Below are 23,272 nucleotides of genomic sequence, written 5' to 3'. Positions count from 1 at the left end.
ACCGAATTCGTGGTTCCGGGTCGATCAGTGCGGCGCGACGGCGGTTTATACTCCCGTCGCTCGGCCTTCCAGCTAGCCACTTCACCGATTCAGGGTTGATTCATGCGCAACGATGCCAAAGACGACTTCGACAACGTTCCCAGCCTGCGGGCCGATCTCGGGGATGACGATGATTTCGAACCTTCCCCCGCCACCTCGGTGCGTTCGCGCACGACCAAGGTGGTAAAGGTCAAGAGCGCCAGCACCGGCCCCTTGTGGGCCCTGATCGGCGCGCTGCTGATCGCCTTTGCGGGCCTGGCCTGGTGGAGCTTCCAGCAGATTTCCCTGATGGGCCAGCAGTTGGTTGCCACCCAGGAGAGCTTTGCGCGCATCAGCGAGGAAGCGGCGGGGCGCCTGCAGGATATTTCCGGCAAGGTGGTCGCCAGTGAAGCCAGCGTCAACAATGGCAGCGAAGCGCTGAAACTGCAGATCAAGCAACTCGAAAGCCAGTTGCTGGAGCAGGGCAAGCAGCAAGTCGGCGTGGCCGGCCAAGCCACCGAGCTGGATAAACGCCTGGCCCAGATGACCGCCAGCACCACTGACCTGTCCAACGCCAACAGCAAGCTGCAAGGCCAGGTCCAGGCATTGACCGACGCTGTGGCAACCCTCAAGGCCGCGCAAGGTGATGCAGGCAAGCGCGATGCCGAGATCAAGGAGCTTTCCGCTGACGTGGCCGCGCTTAAGAAGCAAGGCAACCCGAGCGCTGCCATCGCACGTATCGAACAGGACCTCGTGGTGCTCAAGAGCGCCCAGGACAACCCGGCGACCAACAGTGACGCGCCCACCAACAAAGAGTTTGATGTGTTCCGCATCCAGACCACGCGCAACATCACCACATTGCAGAGCCAGGTGCAGAACCTGAACCAGCGCCTTAATGCGCCGGCGGCAGCGACGCCGCTCGGTCAGTGATCGGGATCGGTTCAAAAATGTGAGAGCGGGCTTGCTTGCCAATGCGGTGTATCGGTGGTGAGTTTACCGACTGATACGCAGTGTTCGCGATCAAGTCCGTTCCCACCCTGGCATTGAGGTAAGGCGTTGAGTCGCGCTCGACTGTTTGCAATGTCACCACTCGGTGACATTTCCCATCCCCTTCGTTACTTGCCCCTACCTCGCCCTTGTTTAGACTCCGGTCATCCCACAAAAAATAATAAGGGCCACCCATGACCACGCAACCACTGCCTGCGAGCAGTTGGCTGAACGCGCCTGCCCATCACGCCTGGCTCGCCACCGAAGGCCAGCGCCTGCTGGCATTCGCCAAGGCTTCTCGACTGCCCGAGGGCTTTGGCAACCTGGACGATAAGGGCCAGTTGCCGGCCGACGCCCACGCCGAAACCATGAACACCGCCCGCATGACCCACAGCTTCGCCATGGCCCACGCCCTGGGCTTGCCGGGGTATGCCGAGCTGGTAGCGCACGGTGTTGCCGCACTCAGTGGCCCGCTGCGTGACAGTGAGCACGGTGGCTGGTTCGCTGCGCCCCACGCCCTCGACGGTAACCGTGGCAAGGCCGCCTACTTGCACGCGTTTGTCGCTTTGGCGGCCAGCTCTGCGGTCGTGGCCGGCGCTCCCGGTGCGCAAACCCTGCTGAACGACGCCATTCATATCATCGACCAGTTTTTCTGGAGTGAAGAGGAAGGCGTGATGCTTGAGTCCTTTGCCCAGGACTGGAGCGGCGTCGAGGCCTACCGCGGTGCCAACAGCAACATGCACGCCACCGAAGCCTTCCTCGCCCTGGCCGATGTGACCGGCGATACCCGCTGGCTGGACCGCGCGCTGCGGATCGTCGAACGTGTTATCCACACCCACGCCGCTGGCAATCAGTTCATGGTAATCGAGCATTTCGATGTGCATTGGCAGCCCTTGCTCGGCTACAACGAAGACAACCCCGCCGATGGTTTTCGCCCCTACGGCATCACGCCCGGCCACGGCTTTGAATGGGCGCGGCTGGTGCTGCACCTGGAAGCCGCGCGCCTGCAAGCCGGTCTGGCCACACCCGAGTGGCTGGTGACTGACGCCAAGGGCTTGTTCGCCAGCGCCTGCGAGTATGCCTGGTCCGTGGACGGTGCCCCCGGCATCGTCTACACCCTGGACTGGCACCACCGCCCGGTAGTGCGCGAACGCCTGCACTGGACCCATGCCGAAGCCAGCGCCGCTGCCCAGGCCCTGCTCAAGCGCACGGGCGAATTGCATTACGAAACCTGGTACCGGCGGCTCTGGGAGTTTTGCGAAAGCCACTTTATCGACCGTATCCACGGCAGTTGGCACCACGAACTCAGCCCGCACAATCAACCGAGCAGCAAGATCTGGGGCGGCAAGCCGGACCTGTACCATGCCTGGCAAGCGGTCGTGCTGCCTGCACTGCCCTTGGCACCCAGCATGGCCAGTGCCATCGGGGCTGGGCGTTGTGTCACCAGATGGTGACATTTGTGCATCCCTTTGTTACCTGCGCCTGAAAAATCCATGTTTAAACTCCGTGCAGCGCAAGCCTAAGACTTGCATGCATAACAACAAGAAAAGGTACTCAGATGAACGCGATTAATCGCCTCGCCGTCGCTATTTCCATTGCCTCGTTGTTTCCCCTCAGTGCATTTGCCGCCGACTCGAAAGGGACGGTTGAAGTTGTGCATTGGTGGACCTCGGGTGGTGAGAAGGCGGCTGTAGATGTCCTGAAGGCCCAAGTTGAGAAAGACGGCTTCACCTGGAAAGACGGTGCCGTCGCTGGGGGTGGTGGCGCCACGGCCATGACCGTGCTGAAAAGCCGCGCCGTGGCTGGCAACCCGCCAGGCGTTGCCCAGATCAAAGGCCCCGACATCCAGGAATGGGCGTCCACTGGCCTGCTCGACACCGACGTGCTCAAAGACGTCGCCAAAGAAGAAAAGTGGGACTCCCTGCTCGACAAGAAAGTCTCCGATACCGTGAAGTACGACGGTGACTACGTCGCCGTACCGGTCAACATCCACCGCGTGAACTGGCTGTGGATCAACCCGGAAGTCTTCAAGAAAGCCGGTATCACCAAGAACCCGACCACCCTCGAAGAATTCTACGCAGCCGGTGACAAGCTCAAGGCCGCGGGCTTCATTCCGCTCGCCCATGGTGGCCAGCCTTGGCAGGACAGCACCGTGTTCGAAGCCGTTGTACTGTCGGTGATGGGTGCCGATGGCTACAAGAAAGCCCTGGTTGACCTGGACAACGGCGCACTGACCGGTCCGCAAATGGTCAAGGCGCTCACTGAGCTGAAGAAAGTCGCGACCTACATGGACGTCGACGGCAAAGGCCAGGACTGGAACCTCGAAGCGGGCAAGGTCATCAACGGCAAGGCCGGCATGCAGATCATGGGTGACTGGGCCAAGTCCGAATGGACTGCCGCCAAGAAAGTCGCCGGTAAAGACTACGAGTGCGTAGCCTTCCCGGGCACCGACAAAGCCTTCACCTACAACATCGACTCCCTGGCGGTGTTCAAGCAGAAAGACAAAGGCACCGCTGCGGGTCAGCAGGACATCGCCAAAGTCGTACTGGGTGAAAACTTCCAGAAAGTGTTCAGCATCAACAAGGGCTCGATCCCTGTGCGTAACGACATGCTGACCAAAATGGACACCTACGGCTTCGACTCCTGCGCCCAGACCGCTGCCAAGGACTTCCTGGCAGACGCCAAGACCGGCGGCCTGCAGCCAAGCATGGCGCACAACATGGCCACCACCCTGGCGGTGCAAGGTGCGTTCTTTGATGTCGTGACCAACTACATCAACGACCCGAAAGCCGACCCGGCCGACACCGCGAAGAAATTGGGCGCTGCGATCAAGTCTGCCAAGTAACCCCTGGTAGCGGCTTATTGTGGGAGACGGGCTTGTGTGGCAGCGGGCTTGCTCGCGAAGGCATCACCGCGGTGTAACTGATGCGCCGCGCAGCCCGCCTCGCGAGCAAGCCCGCTCCCACATCAGGCCTGCTTCACACCGTTCATTAATTGGTCCTTTTTCCCTGTATTGGATTTCCCCATGAGTTCTGTTGCTGTGTTCAGCAAAGCCTCGCCGTTCGATGCACTGCAGCGCTGGCTACCCAAACTGGTGCTGGCGCCCAGCATGTTCATCGTGTTGGTGGGCTTCTACGGCTACATCCTGTGGACGTTTGTACTCTCGTTCACCAATTCCACGTTCCTGCCAAGCTACAAATGGGCGGGCCTTGCGCAATACGCGCGGTTGTTCGATAACGATCGCTGGTGGGTAGCGAGCAAGAACCTGGCTGTTTTTGGCGGGATGTTCATCGGCATTACCCTGGTTATCGGCGTGACCCTGGCGATTTTCCTCGACCAGAAAATCCGTCGTGAAGGCTTTATCCGCACCATTTACCTGTACCCGATGGCGCTCTCGATGATCGTCACCGGTACCGCCTGGAAATGGCTGCTCAACCCGGGCATGGGCCTGGACAAACTCCTGCGTGACTGGGGCTGGGAAGGCTTCCGTCTCGACTGGCTGATCGACCCGGACCGCGTGGTCTACTGCCTGGTGATCGCTGCCGTCTGGCAAGCCTCGGGCTTCATCATGGCGATGTTCCTGGCGGGCCTGCGCGGTGTTGATCAATCGATCGTGCGCGCCGCGCAGATCGACGGCGCGAGCATGCCGCGCATCTACTGGAGCGTGGTGCTGCCAAGCCTGCGTCCGGTGTTCTTCAGTGCGGTGATGATCCTGGCGCACATTGCGATCAAGAGCTTCGACCTGGTGGCGGCGATGACCGCGGGCGGCCCGGGCTACTCGTCCGACCTGCCGGCGATGTTCATGTACTCGTTCACCTTCAGCCGTGGCCAGATGGGCATGGGCTCGGCCAGTGCAATCCTGATGCTCGGTGCGATCCTCGCGATCATCGTGCCTTACCTCTACTCCGAGCTGAGGACCAAACGTAATGACTAGTCTCGCCTCCAAACCTGTCATCAGCCTGAGTCGCATCGCGATCTATGCGGTGTTGATCCTTGCCGTGCTGCTGTACCTGGTACCGCTGGTGGTGATGCTGCTGACCAGCTTCAAGACCCCGGAAGACATCAGCACCGGCAACCTGCTGAGCTGGCCGACCGTGGTCTCCGGCATCGGCTGGGTCAAGGCCTGGGCCACCGTGGACGGCTATTTCTGGAACTCGATCAAGATCACGGTTCCCGCGGTACTGATCTCCACCGCCATCGGTGCGTTGAACGGCTACGTGCTGTCGTTCTGGCGCTTCCGCGGTTCGCAGCTGTTCTTCGGCCTGCTGCTGTTCGGCTGCTTCCTGCCGTTCCAGACCGTGCTGCTGCCAGCGTCGTTCACCCTGGGCAAGATGGGCCTGGCCAGCACGACCACCGGCCTGGTGTTTGTGCACGTGGTCTACGGCCTGGCGTTCACCACGCTGTTCTTCCGTAACTACTACGTGAGCATCCCGGATGCGCTGATCAAGGCGGCGCGCCTGGACGGTGCCGGTTTCTTCACGATCTTCCGTCAGATCATTCTGCCGATGTCGACGCCGATCATCATGGTCTGCCTGATTTGGCAGTTCACCCAGATCTGGAACGACTTCCTGTTCGGTGTGGTGTTCTCCAGCGGCGACTCCCAGCCCATCACGGTGGCGCTGAACAACCTGGTCAACACCAGCACCGGGGCCAAGGAATATAACGTGGATATGGCAGCGGCGATGATCGCCGGGCTGCCGACCCTGCTGGTCTATGTGATCGCAGGCAAGTATTTCGTGCGCGGCCTCACGGCCGGCGCGGTCAAGGGGTAATCATGGCTACGCTTGAACTTCGCAATGTAAACAAGACCTATGGCGCCGGCCTGCCCGACACCTTGAAGAACATCGAGCTGTCGATCAAGGAAGGCGAATTCCTGATCCTGGTCGGCCCTTCGGGTTGCGGTAAATCCACGCTGATGAACTGCATCGCCGGCCTTGAGACCATCACCGGCGGCGCGATCATGATCGGTGACCAGGACGTGAGCGGCATGAGCCCCAAGGACCGCGACATCGCCATGGTGTTCCAGTCCTACGCGCTGTACCCGACCATGAGCGTGCGCGAGAACATCGAGTTCGGCCTCAAGATCCGCAAGATGCCCCAGGCTGATATCGACGCCGAAGTGGCGCGCGTGGCCAAGCTGCTGCAGATCGAACACCTGCTCAACCGCAAGCCGGGCCAGTTGTCCGGCGGCCAGCAACAGCGCGTGGCCATGGGCCGTGCCCTGGCGCGTCGGCCGAAGATCTACCTGTTCGACGAACCGCTGTCCAACCTCGACGCCAAGCTGCGCGTCGAGATGCGCACCGAAATGAAACTGATGCACCAGCGCCTCAAGACCACCACGGTCTACGTGACCCACGACCAGATCGAAGCGATGACCCTGGGCGACAAAGTGGCAGTCATGAAGGATGGCATCATCCAGCAGTTCGGCACGCCGAAAGAGATCTACAACAACCCGGCCAACCAGTTCGTGGCGAGCTTCATTGGTTCGCCGCCAATGAACTTCGTGCCCCTGCGCCTGCAACGCAAGGACGGTCGCCTGGTGGCTCTGCTCGACAGCGGCCAGGCCCGTTGCGAGCTGGCGCTGAACGTGACCGATGCCGGCCTTGAAGACCGTGACGTGATCCTGGGGTTGCGCCCGGAGCAGATCATGCTGGCGGCGGGCGAGGCCAACAGTGCCTCGAGCATTCGTGCCGAAGTCCAGGTAACCGAGCCGACCGGCCCGGACACCCTGGTGTTCGTGCAGCTCAATGACACCAAGGTCTGCTGCCGCCTGGCACCCGACGTGGCACCGCAGGTGGGCGAGACCCTGACCCTGCAATTCGATCCTTCCAAGGTACTGCTGTTCGACGCCAACACGGGCGAGCGACTGGGCACTGCTTCTTCATTGCCCGCACAGGGGCATGCCGACAATGTGGCCCAATTCAAAGGCCGTTGAAGCAGATAAGCTGTTGTTTTAGATAAAAAAGTAAACCGCGTTAGATAAAAACAGTTTAATAACAATAAAGACGAGGATGTAGGGATGAAAAAGCAACACAACAACACTCGGCTGATCTGCCAAATGTCAGCTGCAGCAGCTCTGGTTTTGTCCGCCAATGCGATGGCGGCCGATGCATTCAGTGCTGATTCGAAGTGGATGACCGGCGACTGGGGTGGTGAGCGTACCAAGCTGATCGAGCAGGGTATCGACATCAAGGCGGACTACGTTGGGGAGATGGGCTACAACGCCAAAGGTGGTTACAACGACGACAAGACCGGTCGCTACTCTGACCAGTTCGGTCTCGGCGTGGCACTGGATCTGCAAAAGCTGTGGGGCTGGGATAACACCCAGGCCAAGATCCAGTTGACCAACCGTAATGGCCAGAACATCTCCAATGACCGCATTGGCGACCCGCGTGCCGGCACGCTGAGTTCGTCCATGGAAGTGTACGGCCGTGGCCACATGGTGCGTCTGACCCAGTTCTGGATCCAGCACCAGATGTTCGACAACAAGTTGGATGTGAAACTCGGTTACTTCGGTGAAGGCGAAGACTTCAACACCTTCCCGTGCGACTTCCAGAACCTGTCGTTCTGCGGCTCGCAAGTGGGTAACTACGTCAACACCTGGTACAACTGGCCAGTCAGCCAGGCGGCGATCCGCGTGAAGTACAACATCACGCCTGAGCTGTACGCGCAGATCGGTGCCTACAACCAGAACCCATCGCAGCTGGAGCACGGCAACGGCTTCAAACTCAGCGGCAGTGGTACCAAGGGCACCGTGATCCCGGTGGAATTGGTCTGGTCGCCTAAGGTCAACAACCTGCCGGGCGAATACCGTGTGGGTTACTACAAAAGTGCTGCCGATGCCTCTGACGTCCGTGAAGACATCAACGGCAACGATGCGGCTACCACGGGCGCTGGCTACCGTACCCGCAGCAGCAAGAAAGGCTACTGGTTCGTTGCCCAACAGCAGCTCACCACGCACAACGGCGACGCTTCGCGCGGCCTGAACATCGCAGCCAACGCCACCTTCCACGACAAGGAAACCAACCTGGTCGACAACTATCAGTCGATCATGCTGGTGTACAAGGGCCCATTCGACGCGCGTCCAAAAGATGACGTCGGCATTGGTGTCGCTCGCCTGCATGTCAACGATGACGTGAAGAAGAACTCTGAACTGCTCAACGTCGCCAATGGCGTGAACGACTACGACAATCCTCTGTACACGCCTATTCGTGAGACTGAGTACAACGTCGAACTCAACTACGGTTTCCACGTCACCAACTGGCTCACCGTGCGTCCCAACCTGCAATACGTCGTCCAGCCTGGCGGCGTGGATAAAGTCGACAACGCGTTGGTGGCGGGCCTGAAAATTCAGTCTACGTTCTAACGCTGTTGCGATAAGCTCCTTCTCTCTGTGCGCATTTTGCGGGTAGCCATGGCTATCCGCTTTTTTTTGGGAGATGGCCTTTATAGGGGCCGGCATGCCGGCCCCTATAAAGGCCTGCGACAATGATATTCAGGACCGTGGCACATGCATGAGCATCCGCTGCAACGCTTTTTCAAATCCCTGCGCGAGCGCCCGGTGTTCGCCTGGGAGCGCTTCCAGATGCGTGACGTTTTGGTGATCGACCATCCCCTGTGCCAGGCGGTGTTCAGTCGCCAGGGCGCGCAGCTGTTGCACTTCCAGCCCCGTGGCCAGAAACCCTGGCTGTGGTGTGCGGCGAAGTGGCCGCAAGTCGGCGCTATCCGTGGTGGCGTGCCGGTGTGCTGGCCGTGGTACGGCCGTCATCCGAGCGAAAATGCCTGGCCGTCCCATGGCTGGGCGCGGTTGATCGACTGGAAGCTGCTCGACAGCAGCACCGACGACGATGGCGTACGCCTGCATTGGCAATTGCAGCTGTGCGACTGGCAGGTCGACCTGCACGCGCACTTGGGTGAAACCCTGGAGCTGCGCCTGAGCACCGAGCATCAGGACGAGCTGCCGTGCCAATTGAGCCACGCTTTGCATGCTTACTGGCGTATTGGCCACGTTGATGAGATAGCGCTGTCTGGGCTCGATGGTGCACAAGGTTACGACCAGCTCAATCGCCAGGTTTGCCAGCAGGAAGGCGAGTTGCGCGTGGAGGGCGGATGCCAGCGGGTGTTCCAGCACGAGGGCGAGTTGCAGCTCAAGGACCACGCCTGGCAACGCGAACTGTGCATCGACACAGGCGACAGCGCCGACACGGTGGTGTGGCACCCGGGCAGCCGACCGCTGTTGGGCGTGAGCTTCAACGAGGCATCGGGGTTTGTGTGTGTGGAGTCGGCGATGGCCGGGGCCAGTTTGGCGCCGGGGGAGAGGGCGCATTTGAGTTTGCAGGCGCGGGCAGGGGTCTAGCGGTGTAGCTGATGAGGCTATCGCGGGCAAGCCCGGCTCCCACACGGAAATGCATTCCAGTGTGGGAGCGGGCTTGCCGCGATTAGGTCGGTAGGGCTACCGCACATTTCTGTTTAGTTGAACTCATCACCCACCGGATACCGGCTGTCATTCAAGCTTTCCTTGATCTTGCGCAGATGCGGCTGGAAATCCACGCCACGACGCAACGTCATGCCGGTGGCGAGCACATCCAGCACCGTCAGTTGGATAATGCGCGAGGTCATCGGCATGTAGATGTCGGTGTCTTCCGGCAGGGGGATGTTCAGGCTCACCGTACTGGCCTTCGCCAGTGGCGAGTTCTCGGCGGTCACGCCCAGCACTGAAGCGCCGTTTTCACGTGCGATACGCGCCACTTCCACCAGTTCACGGGTACGCCCGGTGTAGGAAATGATCACGAACAGCTCGCCGGTATGCGCCACCGAGGCGATCATGCGCTGCATCAGCACGTCCGCATGCGCGGTCACTGCGAGGTTGAAACGGAAGAACTTGTGCAGCGCGTCCATGGCCACCGGGGCCGAAGCGCCCAGGCCGAAGAAGTGGATCTGCCGCGCCTGGATCAACAGGTCCACGGCTTTGCTGATCAGGGCCGGGTCCAGGGCCTGGCAGGCACTGTCCAGAGAGGCGATGGCACTGCCAAAGATCTTCTGGGTGTAGGCCTCCGGGTTATCATCGGCCTCCACGGCGCGGCTGACATACGCCGCTCCACTGGCCAAACTTTGCGCCAGCTGCAATTTCAGTTCAGGGTAACCGCTGACGCCGAACGAACGGCAGAAACGGTTGACCGTCGGCTCACTGACCGAGGCCGCCTGGGCGAGGGCGGCGATCGAGAAGCGGGTCGCCTGCTGCGGGTTGAGCAGGATGACCTCGGCGACTTTTTTCTCGGCCTTGTTCAATTCTTCGAGGCGGTTCCGGATCTGTTCCAGAAGATTTCGCACGCGGTCCATTCAGTCTTTCCTTCGGGCGACGATGCAAATAAAAGGTGGCAACCAATCGATGAGTGGTCTTTTGCGGTGGCCTATCCTACTGAGGGTAGCTGAACACCACCACTCGGAATGCATATTTCGGGAAAATGTTGTGGTTATTACTACATTTTTCCTTGAGTGATGCCTTGAAAAAAGGTATTTGTAGCTTAACTTGATAAAAGAACAAACATCATGCCTTCGATAACCGTAGAACCCTGCACCTTTGCCCTGTTTGGCGCCTTGGGTGATCTGGCGCTGCGCAAGTTATTTCCTGCCCTCTATCAACTCGATGGCGCCGCGCTCCTGCACGACGATACGCGCATCCTGGCCCTGGCCCGTGAAGCCGGTTCCGAGCAACAGCACCTGGCGCACATCGAACAAGCATTGCGTCAATACGTCGGCAAGGAACTGGACGAAACCATCGCCCAGCGTTTCCTGGCACGCCTGACCTATGTTCACGTCGACTTCATGAAGGCCGATGACTACGTGGCCCTGGCTGAAATCGCCGGCACCGAGCAGCGTCTTATCGCCTACTTCGCCACCCCGGCGGCGGTGTACGGCGCGATCTGCGAGAACCTGTCCAAGGTCGGCCTGGCGGACAACACCCGCGTGGTGCTGGAAAAACCCATCGGTTCGGACCTGGAGTCCTCGCGCAAGGTCAACGACGCCGTGGCGCAGTTTTTCCCGGAAAACCGCACCTACCGTATCGACCACTACCTGGGCAAAGAGACCGTCCAGAACCTGATCGCCCTGCGTTTCGCCAACAGCCTGTTCGAAACCCAGTGGAACCAGAACTACATCTCCCACGTGGAAATCACCGTGGCCGAGCAGGTTGGCATCGAAGGCCGTTGGGGTTACTTCGACAAAGCCGGCCAGTTGCGGGACATGATCCAGAACCACCTGCTGCAACTGCTTTGCCTGATCGCCATGGACCCGCCGGCCGACCTGTCCGCCGACAGCATCCGCGACGAGAAGGTCAAGGTGCTCAAGGCCCTGGCGCCGATCAGCCCGGACGGCCTGACCACCCAAGTGGTGCGCGGCCAGTACATCGCGGGCTACAGCGCCGGCAAGCCAGTGCCGGGTTACCTGGAGGAAGAGAATTCCAACACCCAGAGCGACACCGAGACCTTCGTCGCCCTGCGTGCCGATATCCGCAACTGGCGTTGGGCCGGGGTGCCGTTCTACCTGCGCACCGGCAAGCGCATGCCGCAGAAACTGTCGCAGATCGTCATCCACTTCAAGGAACCGTCCCACTACATCTTCGCCCCCGAGCAGCGCCTGCAGATCAGCAACAAGCTGATCATCCGCCTGCAGCCGGACGAAGGTATTTCCTTGCGCGTGATGACCAAGGAGCAAGGCCTGGACAAGGGCATGCAACTGCGCAGTGGCCCACTGCAACTGAATTTTTCCGACACCTATCGCAGTGCCCGTATTCCGGATGCCTACGAGCGGTTGTTGCTGGAAGTGATGCGCGGCAATCAGAACCTGTTTGTTCGCAAAGATGAAATCGAAGCCGCGTGGAAGTGGTGTGACCAGCTGATCGCCGGGTGGAAAAAATCCGGTGATGCGCCCAAGCCGTACGCGGCGGGTTCCTGGGGGCCGATGAGCTCGATTGCACTGATCACGCGGGATGGGAGGTCATGGTATGGCGATATCTGAATTGAAACTGCCCGAGGGCGTTACCCCGCACGAGTACCGCACCCCGGTGCTCTTGGCGGAAGGCCTGGCCAACGACGTGGCCGAGCAACTGCGCTCGGCCATCAGCGCCCGTGGCGAAGCGACCCTGGTGGTGTCCGGTGGTCGCAGCCCCGTGGCGTTTTTCCAGCACCTGGCCAAACAGGGGCTGGACTGGTCCAAGGTCACCATTACCCTGGCCGATGAACGCTGGGTGCCGGTGGAACACGCCGACAGCAATGCCGGCCTGTTGAAACAACACCTGTTGCAAGGCCCGGCGGCCAAGGCCAGGTTCCTCAGCCTCTACAGCGCTGCCGCCACGCTTGAAGACGCTGCCGAGCAAGCCGATCGCCTGCTGGCCGAACTGCCAGCCATTGATGTGCTGGTGCTGGGCATGGGCGATGACGGCCACACTGCATCGCTGTTTCCCAACAGCCCGAACCTCGCCGAAGCACTGCAGGCCGACGGTACCCGCCGTTGCTGGCCGATGCTGGCGCCTACCGTGCCACACCAGCGCCTGACCATGAGTCGCGCATTGCTGGCCACGGCCCACTACACCGTCCTGTCGATTTCCGGCAGTTCGAAATTGACCACCTTGAGCGCCGCGCTGGCCAGTGACGACGTTGCTGCCATGCCGATTCGCGCGTTTCTGCAACCTACATTAGAGATTTACTGGTGCCCATGAGCCAAGGATCAGCCGCTATGAATAGCCCCCAACCGACCGTGTCCATGGCGGATAAAGTTGCCCTGATCGACAGCCTCTGCGCCAAGGCGCGGATCCTGCCGGTGATCACCATCGCCCGCGAACAGGACATCCTGCCGCTGGCCGATGCCCTGGCAGCCGGTGGTTTGACCGCATTGGAAGTGACCCTGCGTTCCGAGTTCGGCCTCAAGGCCATCCAGGTATTGCGCGAGCAGCGCCCTGAGCTGTGCACCGGTGCTGGCACCGTGCTCGACCGCCACATGCTCGAAGCGGCCGAAGTGGCTGGCTCGCAGTTCATCGTTACCCCGGGCATTACCCGCGATCTGCTGGAAGCCTCGGTGCACAGCCCGATCCCTCTGCTGCCGGGCATCAGCAATGCCTCGGGCATCATGGAAGGTTATGGCCTGGGCTACCGTCGCTTCAAGCTGTTCCCGGCCGAAGTCAGCGGTGGCGTGGCTGCGATCAAGGCCCTCGGCGGCCCGTTCGGCGAAGTGAAATTCTGCCCGACTGGCGGCGTTGGCCCGGCCAACATCAAAAACTACATGGCGTTGAAAAACGTGATGTGCGTGGGCGGTAGCTGGATGCTGGACCCTGAGTGGGTCAAGAACGGCGACTGGGCTCGCATCCAGGAAGTCACCGCCGAGGCGCTGGCGCTGCTGGATTGATCTGCTTTTACTGAATCGTTGTTGCTGTGCTTAACGGCATTTTTGCGGTGCACTTGGTCGGTGTACCGCTTTTTTTTGCCTGTAGAAAACCTCGAGCCCACCAAGGAGCCAAATGTGGGAGGTTTAATCTGCGTTTAGTTTATCAATGGCGTTGACCAGCACGTTGATGTCCGCCGCCGACGTCAGTAACCCCGGCGTCACGCGGATACAGGTCCCAAACGCCGCGCCCGTGCGCGTGGTGGTGAACAGGTTGTAGTCCCGGAGCAGCCTGTCCACCATCACCTGCTGGTCGCGCCCGGTGAACTTGAACGCCGTGATCCCGCAATACAGTCGCGGATCATCTGGCGTCAGCACCTCAACCCCCGCTAACGCCCGCACTTGGCTCACCCACAGGTCGCGTAGGTAGTTCACCCGTGCCCCTTTAGCTGCGGCGCCACCCAGTTGCCGATGTTCTTCAAACACCAACGGCAAGGTCATCAAGGCCGGAAAGTTTGGCGTGCTGTACGGCGTACGGGCACGCACATCGGTGGCGGGGTAATGGAACTCGCCCATGTCGGGGTCGATATCGGCCAGGCGTTCCGGCGCGATGTAAAGGAAGCCCAGGGTCAGCGGTGCGCCGATCCATTTGTGCAGGTTGAAACCGGCGAACTGGATGCCCAGCGCGGCCAGGTTGAATTCAATCTGGCCCAGGGCATGGGCACCATCGAGGATCACGTCCACACCGTGTTCACGCGCAACCTGGGCAATGGCTTCGACGGGCATCACCAGGCCAGTGCGGTGGGTGACATGGGTCAGCGCCATCAGCTTGAGGCGCGGGTACTGAGCGAATGCATCGCGATACGTCTGCACCAGGCTGTCGAAACTGGCCGGATGAGTGTGGGAAAGTTCGATCACCTCCACACCTCGGTAACCGGCCAGCCAACGCATGGCCCCTTTGACCGTGTCGTACTCCAGGTCACTGATCAGCACCTGGTCACCCGGTTGCAGGCGGTTGTAGTTGCGGATCAGTGATTGCAATGCTTCGGTCGCGTTACGGGTAAACGCCACGGACGCCGGGTCGACGTTGATCATCTCGGCCAGTTGCCGGCGAATCTCGACGTTCTCGCCTTGTTCAAATGCCTGACGCACATACAGCGAGTTACTCCGGTTGATAAACGCAACCTGCTCCAGGTAGTGCGCCTGCACCGCGCGGCTCATGCGGCCGAAGTAACCGTTTTCCAGGTTGATCGGGCCGGGCTCCAGGGCGTAGCGCTCGGCGATGGCCCGCCAGTGACCTTCGTTGTCTGCATTGCGTGGCATAGAGGGGCTCTTAATGGCGAGGGGCGGGTTTGCCGTGTTTCGCGCGCAGCGGTTCCAGCAATTCCGATAAACCGTTGTGGTCGATTTCCTGCATCAAGGCCAGCAAACCGCCCAGTTCGCCGTGAGGGAAACCTTCACGGGCGAACCAGTTCAGGTAGGGTCCGGGCAGGTCAGCAATAATTCGTCCCTTGTATTTGCCGAAAGGCATCTCGCGGGTGATCAGTAGTTCGAGTTTTTCCGGATTCATGAGCGTCGCGCGGTGGAGGGCGAAGTCTTGGAAAATACAGGCATTCTGCATGAAGGCCAAATGACAGATCATGCAAATAACGTAGATACAGATGGTTCAATAATTCGTAAGCTATTGAAAATCAATGAAAATTTTATTTTTTAAAACCTGGCACGGGTGCTGCAATTACTAAGACACGTTTCTTAACCCGCACAAGGAATTGAAAAATGACTGACATCAACAAAGAATCGATCTCCGTACTCAACGACCTGATCGAGACCAGCAAAGACGGCCAGAAAGGCTTCGCGACTTGTGCTGAAGACATCAAGCATCCAGAGCTCAAGGCTCTGTTTGTGAAGCGCTCTGCTGATTGCGCAGCTGCAGCCGCCGAGCTGCAAACCGCTGTTCGTGCCTTGGGTGGCGATCCGGAAGAGTCCGGCAGTGTGGCCGGCGCTTTGCACCGTGGCTGGGTCGACGTGAAGTCGATGGTCACCGGTAAAGATGAAGAGGCTGTCCTGAACGAAGCCGAGCGCGGTGAAGACCACGCCCTCAAGGCTTACAAGGAAGCGATCGAGAAGATCAACAAGCACAACCTGCTGGGCATTCGTGACCTGGTTGAGCGTCAGTTCCATGGCGCACAACGCAACCACGACCAAGTGAAAGCCCTGCGCAACCAGGCTCGCGCCCAGTCGTAAGCTTCGCGCTGTAAATGCTGTAACTAATGTGGGAGCGGGCTTGCTCGCGAATGCGGTTTTTCAGTCTGATCTTTATTGACTGAACTATCGCTTTCGCGGGCAGGCCCGTTCCCACATTTGTATTGTGTAAATTTTTGAGATCGAAATCAGCCGATGGTGATTGCGGGCAGCTCGGTCAAAGTAACAACCTGCTGCTTACGCGGCGCCAAAATCTCCGCCTCGCCGTCCACCACCAACTCATCACGCTGGTTGAACACGCGGGTGGCGATGCGCACGCGAAATTTCGGCAGCTTCTCGAGAATTTCCAGGCGTACGGTCAGTGTGTCACCGATCTTTACCGGCTTCTGGAAGCTCATCTGCTGGCCGATGTAGATCGTGCCCGGGCCAGGCAGCTCGCAGGCTACTGCCGCGCTGATCAGGGCGCCGCTGAACATGCCATGGGCGATACGCTCCTTGAACATGGTCGCCTTGGCGTACTCGGCATCCAGGTGCACCGGGTTGTGGTCACCGGACATCGCGGCGAACAGCTGGATATCGCGCTCTTCCACCAATTTGCTGTAGCTGGCGGTCTGGCCGACTTCAAGGGCTTCGTACGGGGTGTTGGTTACCTGGGTCATCTAAAGGTGCATCCTGTGGCTAAACGGTCATTATCGACCGATTTTAAACGGCTGATTTTAAAAGAAAAGTTATTCGCAGCGGGCGGGCCTGCGCAAGGTCAGGGCCTGGTCGAGCCATGTCAGCACGTCCCCGGTGACCTGGTCACGGTTGGTTTCATTGAACACTTCGTGACGCGCCTGCGGGTAGATATTCAGTTGCAGGTGCTGGCAGCCGGCTTCACGCAGGGCGTCGGCCAGGCTTTTGAGACGCTTGCCTTCACTCACCGGATCACATTCGCCGCCCATTACCAGGACCGGCAGGCCTGGATCGATCTGCGCGAGATTGGACGCTTTACTGATTTGCTGCAAGCCGCCGAGCAGGTCGATCCACAGCTGGTTGGTGCAGCGGAACCCGCACAGTGGGTCGTTGATGTACTTGTCGACCTCGGCCGGGTCGCGGCTGAGCCAGTCGAAAGCGGTGCGATTGGGTGTGAAGGCCTTGTTGAATGATCCAAACGACAGGAATTCGATCAGCGCGCTACGCCCGCGCAAGCCCTGGCGTAGGCGTTCGATCCGGGCGATCACTCGTGCGGCGCGGTACAGCGCCACCGGCTGGAAATTCGAACCGCTGAGAATCGCGCCATTGAGGCTGGCGCTGTGATGCAGCAGGTAAGCCTGGGCGATGTAGCTGCCCATGCTGTGGCCCAGCAGCATGATCGGCAACCCCGGCTGCTGCTGGCCGATATGCTGGTTGAGGCTCGCCAGGTCGCCCACCACTTTGTTCCAGCCATCCTTTTCGGCGTACAGGCCCAGGGTGCCTTCGTCGGCGGTGCGGCCGTGGCCACGCTGGTCCAGCGCGTACAGGCCGTAACCGGCGGCGCACAAGGCCTCGGCCAGGCGCGCGTAGCGCCCGCTGTGCTCGGCCATGCCATGCGACAGCATCACCAGGGCTTTGGGCGTGCCGTCGGGCATCCATTGATTGACGTACAGGCGGCTGCGGTCATTCGCGGTCAGCCAGAAGGTACTGTGGTTCATGGCGCTTCCTTTGCTCGGGGTCGTTGCAGTGTATAGCTCATCCCACGGCAAGCGTCTGATCAGCGCAAGGCCTTGTAGGAAGATTCACGCAATTAATGACGCTGTTTCCTGTATTTGCCTGTTTGGCCATAGCTGCTAACGTCCCCTGAGCTCCGCTTTTTATAGATGTAGACTTTTTACAACTGCAGCGGCCGGACACACTCAGGTAAGAGGACAAGAATAATGCAACCTGATTTCTGGAATGACAAACGCGCGGCGGGCGTTCCCAATGACATCGACCTCTCTGCCTACAAGTCGGTGATCGAGGTGTTCGAGCGTTCCTGCAAGGCCTTTGCCGACCGTCCGGCATTCAGCAACATGGGCATCACCCTCACCTACGCCGAGCTTGAACGCCAGAGCGCGGCGTTCGCCGGTTACCTGCAACAGCATACCGATCTCAAGCCCGGCGACCGTATCGCGGTGCAGATGCCCAACGTGCTGCACTACCCGATTGCGGTGTTCGGCGCCTTGCGCGCCGGCCTGATCGTGGTCAATACCAACCCGCTGTACACCCCGCGCGAGATGCGCCACCAGTTCAAGGACGCCGGCGTGCGTGCGCTGGTGTACCTCAACCTGTTCGGCTCGCGGGTGCAGGAGGTGTGCAGCGACACCGAGATCGACTACCTGATCGAAGCCAAGATGGGTGACTTCATGCCCGCCGCCAAGGGCTGGCTGGTCAACACCCTGGTCGACAAGGTCAAGAAGATGGTCCCGGCCTACAGCCTGCCGCGTGCAGTGTCGTTCAAGCGTGCCTTGCGCATGGGCGCGGGCCTGGGGGTGACTCGCCACCCGGTAACCCTGGACGACATTGCCGTGCTGCAATACACCGGTGGCACCACCGGCCTGGCCAAGGGCGCGATGCTCACCCATGGCAACCTGGTGGCGAACATGCAACAGGTACGCGCCTGCATGTCCCAGACCGGTGATGACGGCCACCCGCTGATCAAGGAAGGGCAGGAGGTGATGATCGCGCCGCTGCCGCTGTACCACATCTATGCCTTCACCGCGAATTGCATGTGCATGATGGTGTCCGGCAACCACAACGTACTGATCACCAACCCGCGGGACATCGGTGGCTTTATCAAGGAGCTGAAAAAGTGGCGCTTTACCGGGCTGCTGGGGCTTAACACGCTGTTCGTGGCTTTAATGGACCATCCAGACTTCAAGAGCCTGGACTTCTCCCACCTCAAGCTCACCAACTCTGGCGGCACCGCGCTGATCAAGGCCACGGCCGAGCGCTGGGAGCAGATCACCGGCTGCGCGATTGGCGAGGGCTACGGCCTGACGGAAACCTCGCCGGTGGCCAGCACCAACCCCTACGGCAACAAATCTCGCCTGGGCACTGTGGGCATTCCCGTACCGGCCACGGCGATGAAGGTGATCGATGACCAGGGTGTCGAGCTGCCGTTGGGTGAGCGCGGCGAGTTGTGCATCAAGGGCCCGCAGGTGATGAAAGGCTACTGGCAGCAACCGGCCGCCACGGCCGAAGCGCTGGACGTCGAGGGCTGGCTGAAGACTGGTGACATCGCCGTGATCGACGACGATGGCTTCGTGCGCATCGTCGACCGCAAGAAAGACCTCATCATCGTCTCGGGCTTCAACGTCTACCCCAACGAGATCGAAGACGTGGTGATGGCCCACCCGGCCGTGGCCAATTGTGCTGTGATCGGCGTGCCGGATGACCGCACGGGGGAGGCGGTGAAGCTGTTCGTGGTGGCGCGTGCGCAAGGCGTGAGCCTCGAGGAGTTGAAGGCGTACTGCAAGACCAACTTCACGGGGTACAAGGTGCCCAAGCATATTGTGTTGCGCGAGTCGTTGCCGATGACGCCAGTGGGCAAGATTCTGCGCAGGGAGCTGCGCGACATCGCCTGATGTGAAAGGCGGTAAACAATGTGGGAGCTGGCTTGCCTGCGATAACGGTGTTTCAGTCGCTAGATGTATCGGCTGACAGATCGCAATCGCAGGGAAGCCAGCTCCCACATTGTTTTTTATTGGTCTGTAAGGCCCATTCCAGAGCCTTTGGCGGGGGAATTTCAGCGACGTTTAAACCGTGACCAATTATTGTAGGACAGTCGTGATTATGACTGTAGGCCCCCCCTTTGGCTCTAGGCGGCCCTTGGCAAAGCTGCTACTCTCGGCGCGCTTTGTGACGTCTCGGCCTGCTTGAAAGCGCCAGATTCACCTAAAAAAACATACACCAATAATAATCGCATCAAATGCGATGATGAATTCGCGTCGCTGACGTCGCTGAGGAGTGGGCTTCCATGAACGAAGACTTTTGGAAGGATAAGTACCCCGCCGGGATTGCTGCAGAAATCAATCCAGACGAGTATCCGAATATTCAGGCGGTACTGAAGCAGTCCTGCCAGCGCTTCGCCAACAAACCGGCTTTCAGCAACCTGGGCAAGACGATCACCTACGGTGAATTGTACGAATTGTCCGGCGCCTTCGCCGCGTACCTGCAACAGCACACTGACTTGAAGCCCGGCGATCGAATCGCCGTGCAACTGCCCAATGTCCTCCAGTACCCGGTCGCTGTGTTCGGTGCCATCCGCGCCGGCCTGATCGTGGTCAACACCAACCCGCTGTACACCGCGCGGGAAATGGAACACCAATTCAACGACTCCGGCGCCAAGGCCCTGGTGTGCCTGGCCAACATGGCGCACCTGGCGGAAAAGGTCGTGCCCAAGACCGCCGTCAAGCACGTGATCGTCACTGAAGTCGCCGACCTGTTGCCGCCACTCAAGCGTCTGCTGATCAACAGCGTCATCAAGTACGTGAAGAAAATGGTCCCGGCTTACCACCTGCCCAAGGCGATCAAGTTCAACGACGTGCTGGCCAAGGGGCACGGTCAACCGGTCAGCGACGCCAGCCCGGCCAGCGGTGACGTGGCCGTGCTGCAATACACCGGCGGCACTACCGGCGTGGCCAAGGGCGCGATGCTCACCCACCGCAACCTGGTCGCCAACATGCTGCAATGCAAGGCGCTGATGGGTTCCAACCTCAACGAAGGTTGCGAGATCCTGATCACGCCGCTGCCGCTGTACCACATCTACGCGTTCACCTTTCATTGCATGGCGATGATGCTGATCGGCAACCACAACATCCTGATCAGTAACCCGCGCGACCTGCCGGCGATGGTCAAGGAACTGTCGAAGTGGAAGTTCAGCGGCTTTGTCGGCTTGAACACCCTGTTCGTGGCGCTGTGCAACAACGAGGCGTTCCGCAAGCTGGACTTCTCCGCGCTGAAAGTCACCCTGTCGGGCGGCATGGCCCTGCAGTTGGCGGCGGCCGAGCGTTGGAAGGCCGTGACCGGTTGTGGCATCTGCGAAGGCTACGGCATGACCGAAACCAGCCCGGTGGCCACCGTGAACCCGATCCAGCATATCCAGATCGGCACCATCGGCATCCCGGTGCCGTCGACCGTGTGCAAAGTTATCGCCGACGACGGTACCGAACTCGCATTGGGTGAGACCGGCGAGCTGTGCGTCAAGGGCCCCCAAGTGATGAAAGGCTACTGGCAGCGCCAGGACGCCACCGACGAAATGCTCGACAGCGAAGGCTGGCTCAAGACCGGTGACATCGCCATCATCCAGCCTGACGGCTACATGCGCATCGTCGACCGCAAGAAGGACATGATCCTGGTCTCGGGCTTCAACGTGTACCCGAACGAACTGGAGGACGTGCTGGCAGGCCTGCCGGGCGTGCTGCAGTGCGCGGCCATCGGTGTGCCGGACGAGAAGTCCGGGGAGCACATCAAGCTGTTTATCGTGGTCAAGCCGGGCGCGACCCTCACCAAGGACCAGGTGATGGAGCACATGCGCGCCAACGTCACCGCCTACAAGGTGCCCAAGGCCGTGGAATTCCGCGACGCATTGCCAACCACCAACGTGGGCAAGATCCTGCGGCGTGAGTTGCGTGATGAAGAGTTGAAGAAGTTGGGCCTGAAAAAGTAACCCGTCCCGAAACAAAAAGCCCCGCAGATGCGGGGCTTTTTATTGGGCGCTGGATTCGCACCTTGAAATGCAATCCATTGTGGGAGCAGGCCAGCCAGCGCCCACAGTGCTCAACCGCGTTCCTACACGGCGAACTGCGCGAAGCTCACGCCAGCACCCGCCGGGCGTACATCCTTCAAGAACGAATCCTTGTCCGCGCTCAACTCCAGGGTGATCTCCGGCTTGCGCTTGCCCGCATTGCGCACCACCAGGCCCTCGAGCTTCTCACGCAGGTACGCGGTCGGCACCTTCAGGTGCAGCAACTGGTCGGTCTCGGCGTTGTGCATCAACAGGTGGATCCACTCGTACTGGCCCACGGCAATACGGCCCACCGGCAGGTCGAACCACCAGATGTTGCGTTTGCGGTCCAGGTCAGTGAAATGGCAGTTGTTGACGCCGAGTACGGCACCGCCCAGTTCGGTGTTTCTGCGGGCGATGGCCTGTGCTTTATTGAGTTTCATAACCTTCCTACGGGATCTGTTATTCAGCGTTATAGCCTGAATGTGCCGGGCATTCTCGTGGGTTGGCTGCAAAACATAAAGCCAAACCTGCGGCCTGCGATGAAATGCCTATCGAAAAATAATTGAAACTCTGCCGAACGGCCTCGGGTCAATCTTTACGTAATGACCAAAAACCCTTGATTGTTCTTAGGAGAAATACCATGGGCAGCACTGCGGATAAGGCAAAAGGTTTGGCGAACGAAGCCGTCGGCAACATCAAGCAAGGTGTGGGTAAAGCTACCGACAACACCAAGCTGCAGACCGAAGGCAAGGTTCAGGAAAAGAAAGGCGAAGCTCAGCAAGCCGTCGGCAAGGCTAAAGATGCTGTGAAGAAAACCATCGACAAAGCCTGACCCGGCTGACTGCGAATGCGCAGCCACGCGGCCATCCACGGATGGCCGTTTTTGTGTCAAACACAGTGAATAAAGTTTCGAAATTGTTTCGAGGTCGCCAAATAGGCTACCTTGATGTAGAAAACGGCCCCTGAGTCGCCCACGAACCCAACCTTTTTGCGGCGAAAGGAGACGCTATGATTTTCCCGGTTCTCGATGGTCTCAAGCTGCACAAAGTACTGGTGCGCACCGTCAAGGAATTCGTCGATGACGAAATGCCCACCTACGCCTCGGCACTGGCTTACCAGATGCTGTTCTCGCTGTTTCCCTTCCTGCTCTTCCTGATTGCCCTGATCGGTTTCCTGCACCTGCCCGACTTCTTCACCTGGTTGCGCATGCAGTCGGAACTGGTGTTGCCGCCCCAGGCCCTGGAGCAGGTCAACCCGGTGATCGACCAGTTGCAGCAGTCCAAGGGTGGCCTGCTCTCGGTGGGTATCGTGATTGCGCTGTGGACTGCTTCCGCTGGCGTGCGCCTGATGATGAGCGCGATGAACGCCGCCTACGACGTGGTCGAAGGCCGGCCGATCTGGAAGCGCTTTCCGCTGTCGATTTTCTACACCGTCGGCATCGCGGGCATGCTGCTGGCCGCTGCCGCGCTGATGGTGCTCGGCCCGCAAGTGATGGAATGGCTGGCCGGGCAGATCGGCATGCAGGAGTTCGTGGTGACCCTGTGGACCATCCTGCGCTGGCCGTTGATCGTGATCCTGCTGATGTTTGCCGTGGCTCTCATGTACTACGTGATGCCGGACGTCGAGCAGAAATTCCGCTTCATCACCCCAGGCTCGGTGCTGGCGGTGGTGGTGTGGATCGTCGCGTCCCTGGGCTTTGGCTACTACGTCAAAACCTTTGCCGACTACAACGCCATGTATGGCAGTATCGGCGCGATCATCGTGCTGCTGCTGTATTTCTACATTTCCGCCGCCGTGCTGTTGCTGGGCGCGGAGATGAACGCGGTGATCGAACACATGTCTGCCGAGGGCAAGGACCCAGGTGAGAAAGAGTTCGAAGAGCCTGGCCATACCGATGAGAAACAGCATGTCTCAGGCCTCGGCCGGGACCACTCCAAGCCCACTACCGACGAAGTCTGATCG

At 59.8% G+C, this 23,272-nt stretch carries 22 protein-coding genes; 16 read left to right on the top strand and 6 right to left on the bottom strand.

Annotation, left to right across the window (positions count from 1 at the left end; translation table 11 throughout):
* The first annotated feature begins 102 nt into the window (after positions 1-102).
* The 8 genes from ATH90_RS22545 to ATH90_RS22510 all read left to right on the top strand — a co-directional run bounded on the left by ATH90_RS22545 (position 103) and on the right by ATH90_RS22510 (position 9,361).
* Complete coding sequence (locus tag ATH90_RS22545; protein ID WP_069078139.1) at positions 103-948, top strand: ATPase; 846 nt, start codon at positions 103-105, stop codon at positions 946-948.
* A gap of 251 nt (positions 949-1,199) precedes the next feature.
* Complete coding sequence (locus ATH90_RS22540) at positions 1,200-2,459, top strand: D-mannose isomerase (RefSeq protein WP_098467288.1); 1,260 nt, start codon at positions 1,200-1,202, stop codon at positions 2,457-2,459.
* Positions 2,460-2,563: 104 nt separating this feature from the next.
* Positions 2,564-3,850 carry an ABC transporter substrate-binding protein gene (locus ATH90_RS22535; RefSeq protein WP_098467287.1) on the top strand — a complete coding sequence of 429 codons (1,287 nt, stop codon included), beginning with the start codon at positions 2,564-2,566 and terminating at the stop codon, positions 3,848-3,850.
* Positions 3,851-4,030: 180 nt separating this feature from the next.
* Positions 4,031-4,939 (top strand): carbohydrate ABC transporter permease, encoded by a 909-nt coding sequence (locus tag ATH90_RS22530; protein ID WP_025858434.1) that lies wholly within the window; start codon positions 4,031-4,033, stop codon positions 4,937-4,939.
* The gene (locus tag ATH90_RS22525; protein WP_025858435.1) at positions 4,932-5,777 is read left to right on the top strand and encodes a carbohydrate ABC transporter permease; all 846 of its coding nucleotides are present in this window, start codon (positions 4,932-4,934) and stop codon (positions 5,775-5,777) included. Before ATH90_RS22530 ends, ATH90_RS22525 begins: the two co-directional genes overlap by 8 nt.
* A gap of 2 nt (positions 5,778-5,779) precedes the next feature.
* The gene (locus tag ATH90_RS22520; protein WP_034109017.1) at positions 5,780-6,940 is read left to right on the top strand and encodes an ABC transporter ATP-binding protein; all 1,161 of its coding nucleotides are present in this window, start codon (positions 5,780-5,782) and stop codon (positions 6,938-6,940) included.
* Positions 6,941-7,024: 84 nt separating this feature from the next.
* Positions 7,025-8,371 (top strand): carbohydrate porin, encoded by a 1,347-nt coding sequence (locus ATH90_RS22515; protein ID WP_034109015.1) that lies wholly within the window; start codon positions 7,025-7,027, stop codon positions 8,369-8,371.
* 144 nt (positions 8,372-8,515) lie between these two features.
* The gene (locus tag ATH90_RS22510) at positions 8,516-9,361 is read left to right on the top strand and encodes a D-hexose-6-phosphate mutarotase (protein WP_025858438.1); all 846 of its coding nucleotides are present in this window, start codon (positions 8,516-8,518) and stop codon (positions 9,359-9,361) included.
* Positions 9,362-9,474: 113 nt separating this feature from the next.
* Here ATH90_RS22510 and ATH90_RS22505 read toward each other — a convergent pair whose 3' ends face one another.
* Positions 9,475-10,335, bottom strand: coding sequence for a MurR/RpiR family transcriptional regulator (locus tag ATH90_RS22505; RefSeq protein WP_170039859.1), 861 nt, complete (start codon positions 10,333-10,335; stop codon positions 9,475-9,477).
* A 219-nt stretch (positions 10,336-10,554) separates the two neighbouring features.
* On the opposite strand from ATH90_RS22505, the gene zwf reads away from it, so the two are divergent.
* Genes zwf through ATH90_RS22490 form a run of 3 tightly spaced genes read left to right on the top strand, consistent with a single transcriptional unit; the run spans position 10,555 to position 13,404 of the window.
* Positions 10,555-12,021: a glucose-6-phosphate dehydrogenase gene (gene zwf, locus ATH90_RS22500; protein ID WP_034109014.1), complete on the top strand. Its 1,467-nt coding sequence runs from the start codon at positions 10,555-10,557 to the stop codon at positions 12,019-12,021.
* On the top strand, positions 12,008-12,721 hold the full coding sequence (pgl, locus tag ATH90_RS22495) for a 6-phosphogluconolactonase (protein ID WP_098467286.1): 714 nt from the start codon (positions 12,008-12,010) through the stop codon (positions 12,719-12,721). The genes zwf and pgl overlap by 14 nt, the downstream gene beginning before the upstream one ends.
* A gap of 17 nt (positions 12,722-12,738) precedes the next feature.
* Positions 12,739-13,404, top strand: a complete 666-nt coding sequence (locus tag ATH90_RS22490) for a bifunctional 4-hydroxy-2-oxoglutarate aldolase/2-dehydro-3-deoxy-phosphogluconate aldolase (protein ID WP_034109012.1) — start codon at positions 12,739-12,741, stop codon at positions 13,402-13,404.
* Positions 13,405-13,527: 123 nt separating this feature from the next.
* On the opposite strand, the gene ATH90_RS22485 is transcribed toward ATH90_RS22490, so the two are convergent.
* A complete protein-coding gene (locus ATH90_RS22485) occupies positions 13,528-14,703 on the bottom strand; it encodes an aminotransferase class V-fold PLP-dependent enzyme (RefSeq protein WP_098467285.1) in 1,176 nt (391 codons plus the stop codon).
* Between the two features lie 10 nt (positions 14,704-14,713).
* Complete coding sequence (locus tag ATH90_RS22480; RefSeq protein ID WP_003213031.1) at positions 14,714-14,950, bottom strand: DUF3820 family protein; 237 nt, start codon at positions 14,948-14,950, stop codon at positions 14,714-14,716.
* A gap of 206 nt (positions 14,951-15,156) precedes the next feature.
* On the opposite strand from ATH90_RS22480, the gene ATH90_RS22475 reads away from it, so the two are divergent.
* On the top strand, positions 15,157-15,624 hold the full coding sequence (locus ATH90_RS22475) for a ferritin-like domain-containing protein (RefSeq protein WP_034109008.1): 468 nt from the start codon (positions 15,157-15,159) through the stop codon (positions 15,622-15,624).
* A gap of 146 nt (positions 15,625-15,770) precedes the next feature.
* Here ATH90_RS22475 and ATH90_RS22470 read toward each other — a convergent pair whose 3' ends face one another.
* Together ATH90_RS22470 and ATH90_RS22465 are read right to left on the bottom strand one after the other, a co-directional pair.
* The gene (locus ATH90_RS22470) at positions 15,771-16,241 is read right to left on the bottom strand and encodes a MaoC family dehydratase (RefSeq protein WP_034109006.1); all 471 of its coding nucleotides are present in this window, start codon (positions 16,239-16,241) and stop codon (positions 15,771-15,773) included.
* Positions 16,242-16,310: 69 nt separating this feature from the next.
* Positions 16,311-17,255, bottom strand: a complete 945-nt coding sequence (locus ATH90_RS22465) for an alpha/beta hydrolase (protein ID WP_034109004.1) — start codon at positions 17,253-17,255, stop codon at positions 16,311-16,313.
* 222 nt (positions 17,256-17,477) lie between these two features.
* On the opposite strand from ATH90_RS22465, the gene fadD2 reads away from it, so the two are divergent.
* Both fadD2 and fadD1 read left to right on the top strand, forming a co-directional pair.
* Positions 17,478-19,166 (top strand): long-chain-fatty-acid--CoA ligase FadD2, encoded by a 1,689-nt coding sequence (gene fadD2 / locus ATH90_RS22460; protein WP_069078134.1) that lies wholly within the window; start codon positions 17,478-17,480, stop codon positions 19,164-19,166.
* Between the two features lie 392 nt (positions 19,167-19,558).
* Positions 19,559-21,250 (top strand): long-chain-fatty-acid--CoA ligase FadD1, encoded by a 1,692-nt coding sequence (gene fadD1, locus ATH90_RS22455; RefSeq protein ID WP_034109000.1) that lies wholly within the window; start codon positions 19,559-19,561, stop codon positions 21,248-21,250.
* Positions 21,251-21,372: 122 nt separating this feature from the next.
* Here fadD1 and ATH90_RS22450 read toward each other — a convergent pair whose 3' ends face one another.
* Positions 21,373-21,750 carry a hypothetical protein gene (locus ATH90_RS22450; RefSeq protein WP_034108998.1) on the bottom strand — a complete coding sequence of 126 codons (378 nt, stop codon included), beginning with the start codon at positions 21,748-21,750 and terminating at the stop codon, positions 21,373-21,375.
* Between the two features lie 200 nt (positions 21,751-21,950).
* Here ATH90_RS22450 and ATH90_RS22445 point away from each other — a divergent pair, with 200 nt between their 5' ends.
* Complete coding sequence (locus ATH90_RS22445) at positions 21,951-22,142, top strand: CsbD family protein (protein WP_010208215.1); 192 nt, start codon at positions 21,951-21,953, stop codon at positions 22,140-22,142.
* 176 nt (positions 22,143-22,318) lie between these two features.
* Positions 22,319-23,269 (top strand): YihY/virulence factor BrkB family protein, encoded by a 951-nt coding sequence (locus tag ATH90_RS22440; RefSeq protein ID WP_034108996.1) that lies wholly within the window; start codon positions 22,319-22,321, stop codon positions 23,267-23,269.
* Positions 23,270-23,272 lie beyond the last annotated feature (3 nt).

Origin of the sequence: Pseudomonas lurida, from assembly GCF_002563895.1 — a bacterium.
In the GTDB taxonomy this organism is placed as follows: Bacteria; Pseudomonadota; Gammaproteobacteria; order Pseudomonadales; family Pseudomonadaceae; genus Aquipseudomonas; species Aquipseudomonas lurida.
Note: the sequence above shows the minus strand (reverse complement) of the source record. Positions and strands in the feature narration are given on the sequence as shown.

Bases quoted from the DNA above. Each gene is read 5' to 3' on its own strand.
- ATH90_RS22545 (WP_069078139.1), top strand. From the start codon at position 103: ATGCGCAACGATGCCAAAGACGACTTCGACAACGTTCCCAGCCTGCGG.
- ATH90_RS22540 (WP_098467288.1), top strand. From the start codon at position 1,200: ATGACCACGCAACCACTGCCTGCGAGCAGTTGGCTGAACGCGCCTGCC.
- ATH90_RS22535 (WP_098467287.1), top strand. From the start codon at position 2,564: ATGAACGCGATTAATCGCCTCGCCGTCGCTATTTCCATTGCCTCGTTG.
- ATH90_RS22530 (WP_025858434.1), top strand. From the start codon at position 4,031: ATGAGTTCTGTTGCTGTGTTCAGCAAAGCCTCGCCGTTCGATGCACTG.
- ATH90_RS22525 (WP_025858435.1), top strand. From the start codon at position 4,932: ATGACTAGTCTCGCCTCCAAACCTGTCATCAGCCTGAGTCGCATCGCG.
- ATH90_RS22520 (WP_034109017.1), top strand. From the start codon at position 5,780: ATGGCTACGCTTGAACTTCGCAATGTAAACAAGACCTATGGCGCCGGC.
- ATH90_RS22515 (WP_034109015.1), top strand. From the start codon at position 7,025: ATGAAAAAGCAACACAACAACACTCGGCTGATCTGCCAAATGTCAGCT.
- ATH90_RS22510 (WP_025858438.1), top strand. From the start codon at position 8,516: ATGCATGAGCATCCGCTGCAACGCTTTTTCAAATCCCTGCGCGAGCGC.
- zwf (WP_034109014.1), top strand. From the start codon at position 10,555: ATGCCTTCGATAACCGTAGAACCCTGCACCTTTGCCCTGTTTGGCGCC.
- pgl (WP_098467286.1), top strand. From the start codon at position 12,008: ATGGCGATATCTGAATTGAAACTGCCCGAGGGCGTTACCCCGCACGAG.
- ATH90_RS22490 (WP_034109012.1), top strand. From the start codon at position 12,739: ATGAATAGCCCCCAACCGACCGTGTCCATGGCGGATAAAGTTGCCCTG.
- ATH90_RS22485 (WP_098467285.1), bottom strand. From the start codon at position 14,703: ATGCCACGCAATGCAGACAACGAAGGTCACTGGCGGGCCATCGCCGAG.
- ATH90_RS22480 (WP_003213031.1), bottom strand. From the start codon at position 14,950: ATGAATCCGGAAAAACTCGAACTACTGATCACCCGCGAGATGCCTTTC.
- ATH90_RS22475 (WP_034109008.1), top strand. From the start codon at position 15,157: ATGACTGACATCAACAAAGAATCGATCTCCGTACTCAACGACCTGATC.
- ATH90_RS22470 (WP_034109006.1), bottom strand. From the start codon at position 16,241: ATGACCCAGGTAACCAACACCCCGTACGAAGCCCTTGAAGTCGGCCAG.
- ATH90_RS22465 (WP_034109004.1), bottom strand. From the start codon at position 17,255: ATGAACCACAGTACCTTCTGGCTGACCGCGAATGACCGCAGCCGCCTG.
- fadD2 (WP_069078134.1), top strand. From the start codon at position 17,478: ATGCAACCTGATTTCTGGAATGACAAACGCGCGGCGGGCGTTCCCAAT.
- fadD1 (WP_034109000.1), top strand. From the start codon at position 19,559: ATGAACGAAGACTTTTGGAAGGATAAGTACCCCGCCGGGATTGCTGCA.
- ATH90_RS22450 (WP_034108998.1), bottom strand. From the start codon at position 21,750: ATGAAACTCAATAAAGCACAGGCCATCGCCCGCAGAAACACCGAACTG.
- ATH90_RS22445 (WP_010208215.1), top strand. From the start codon at position 21,951: ATGGGCAGCACTGCGGATAAGGCAAAAGGTTTGGCGAACGAAGCCGTC.
- ATH90_RS22440 (WP_034108996.1), top strand. From the start codon at position 22,319: ATGATTTTCCCGGTTCTCGATGGTCTCAAGCTGCACAAAGTACTGGTG.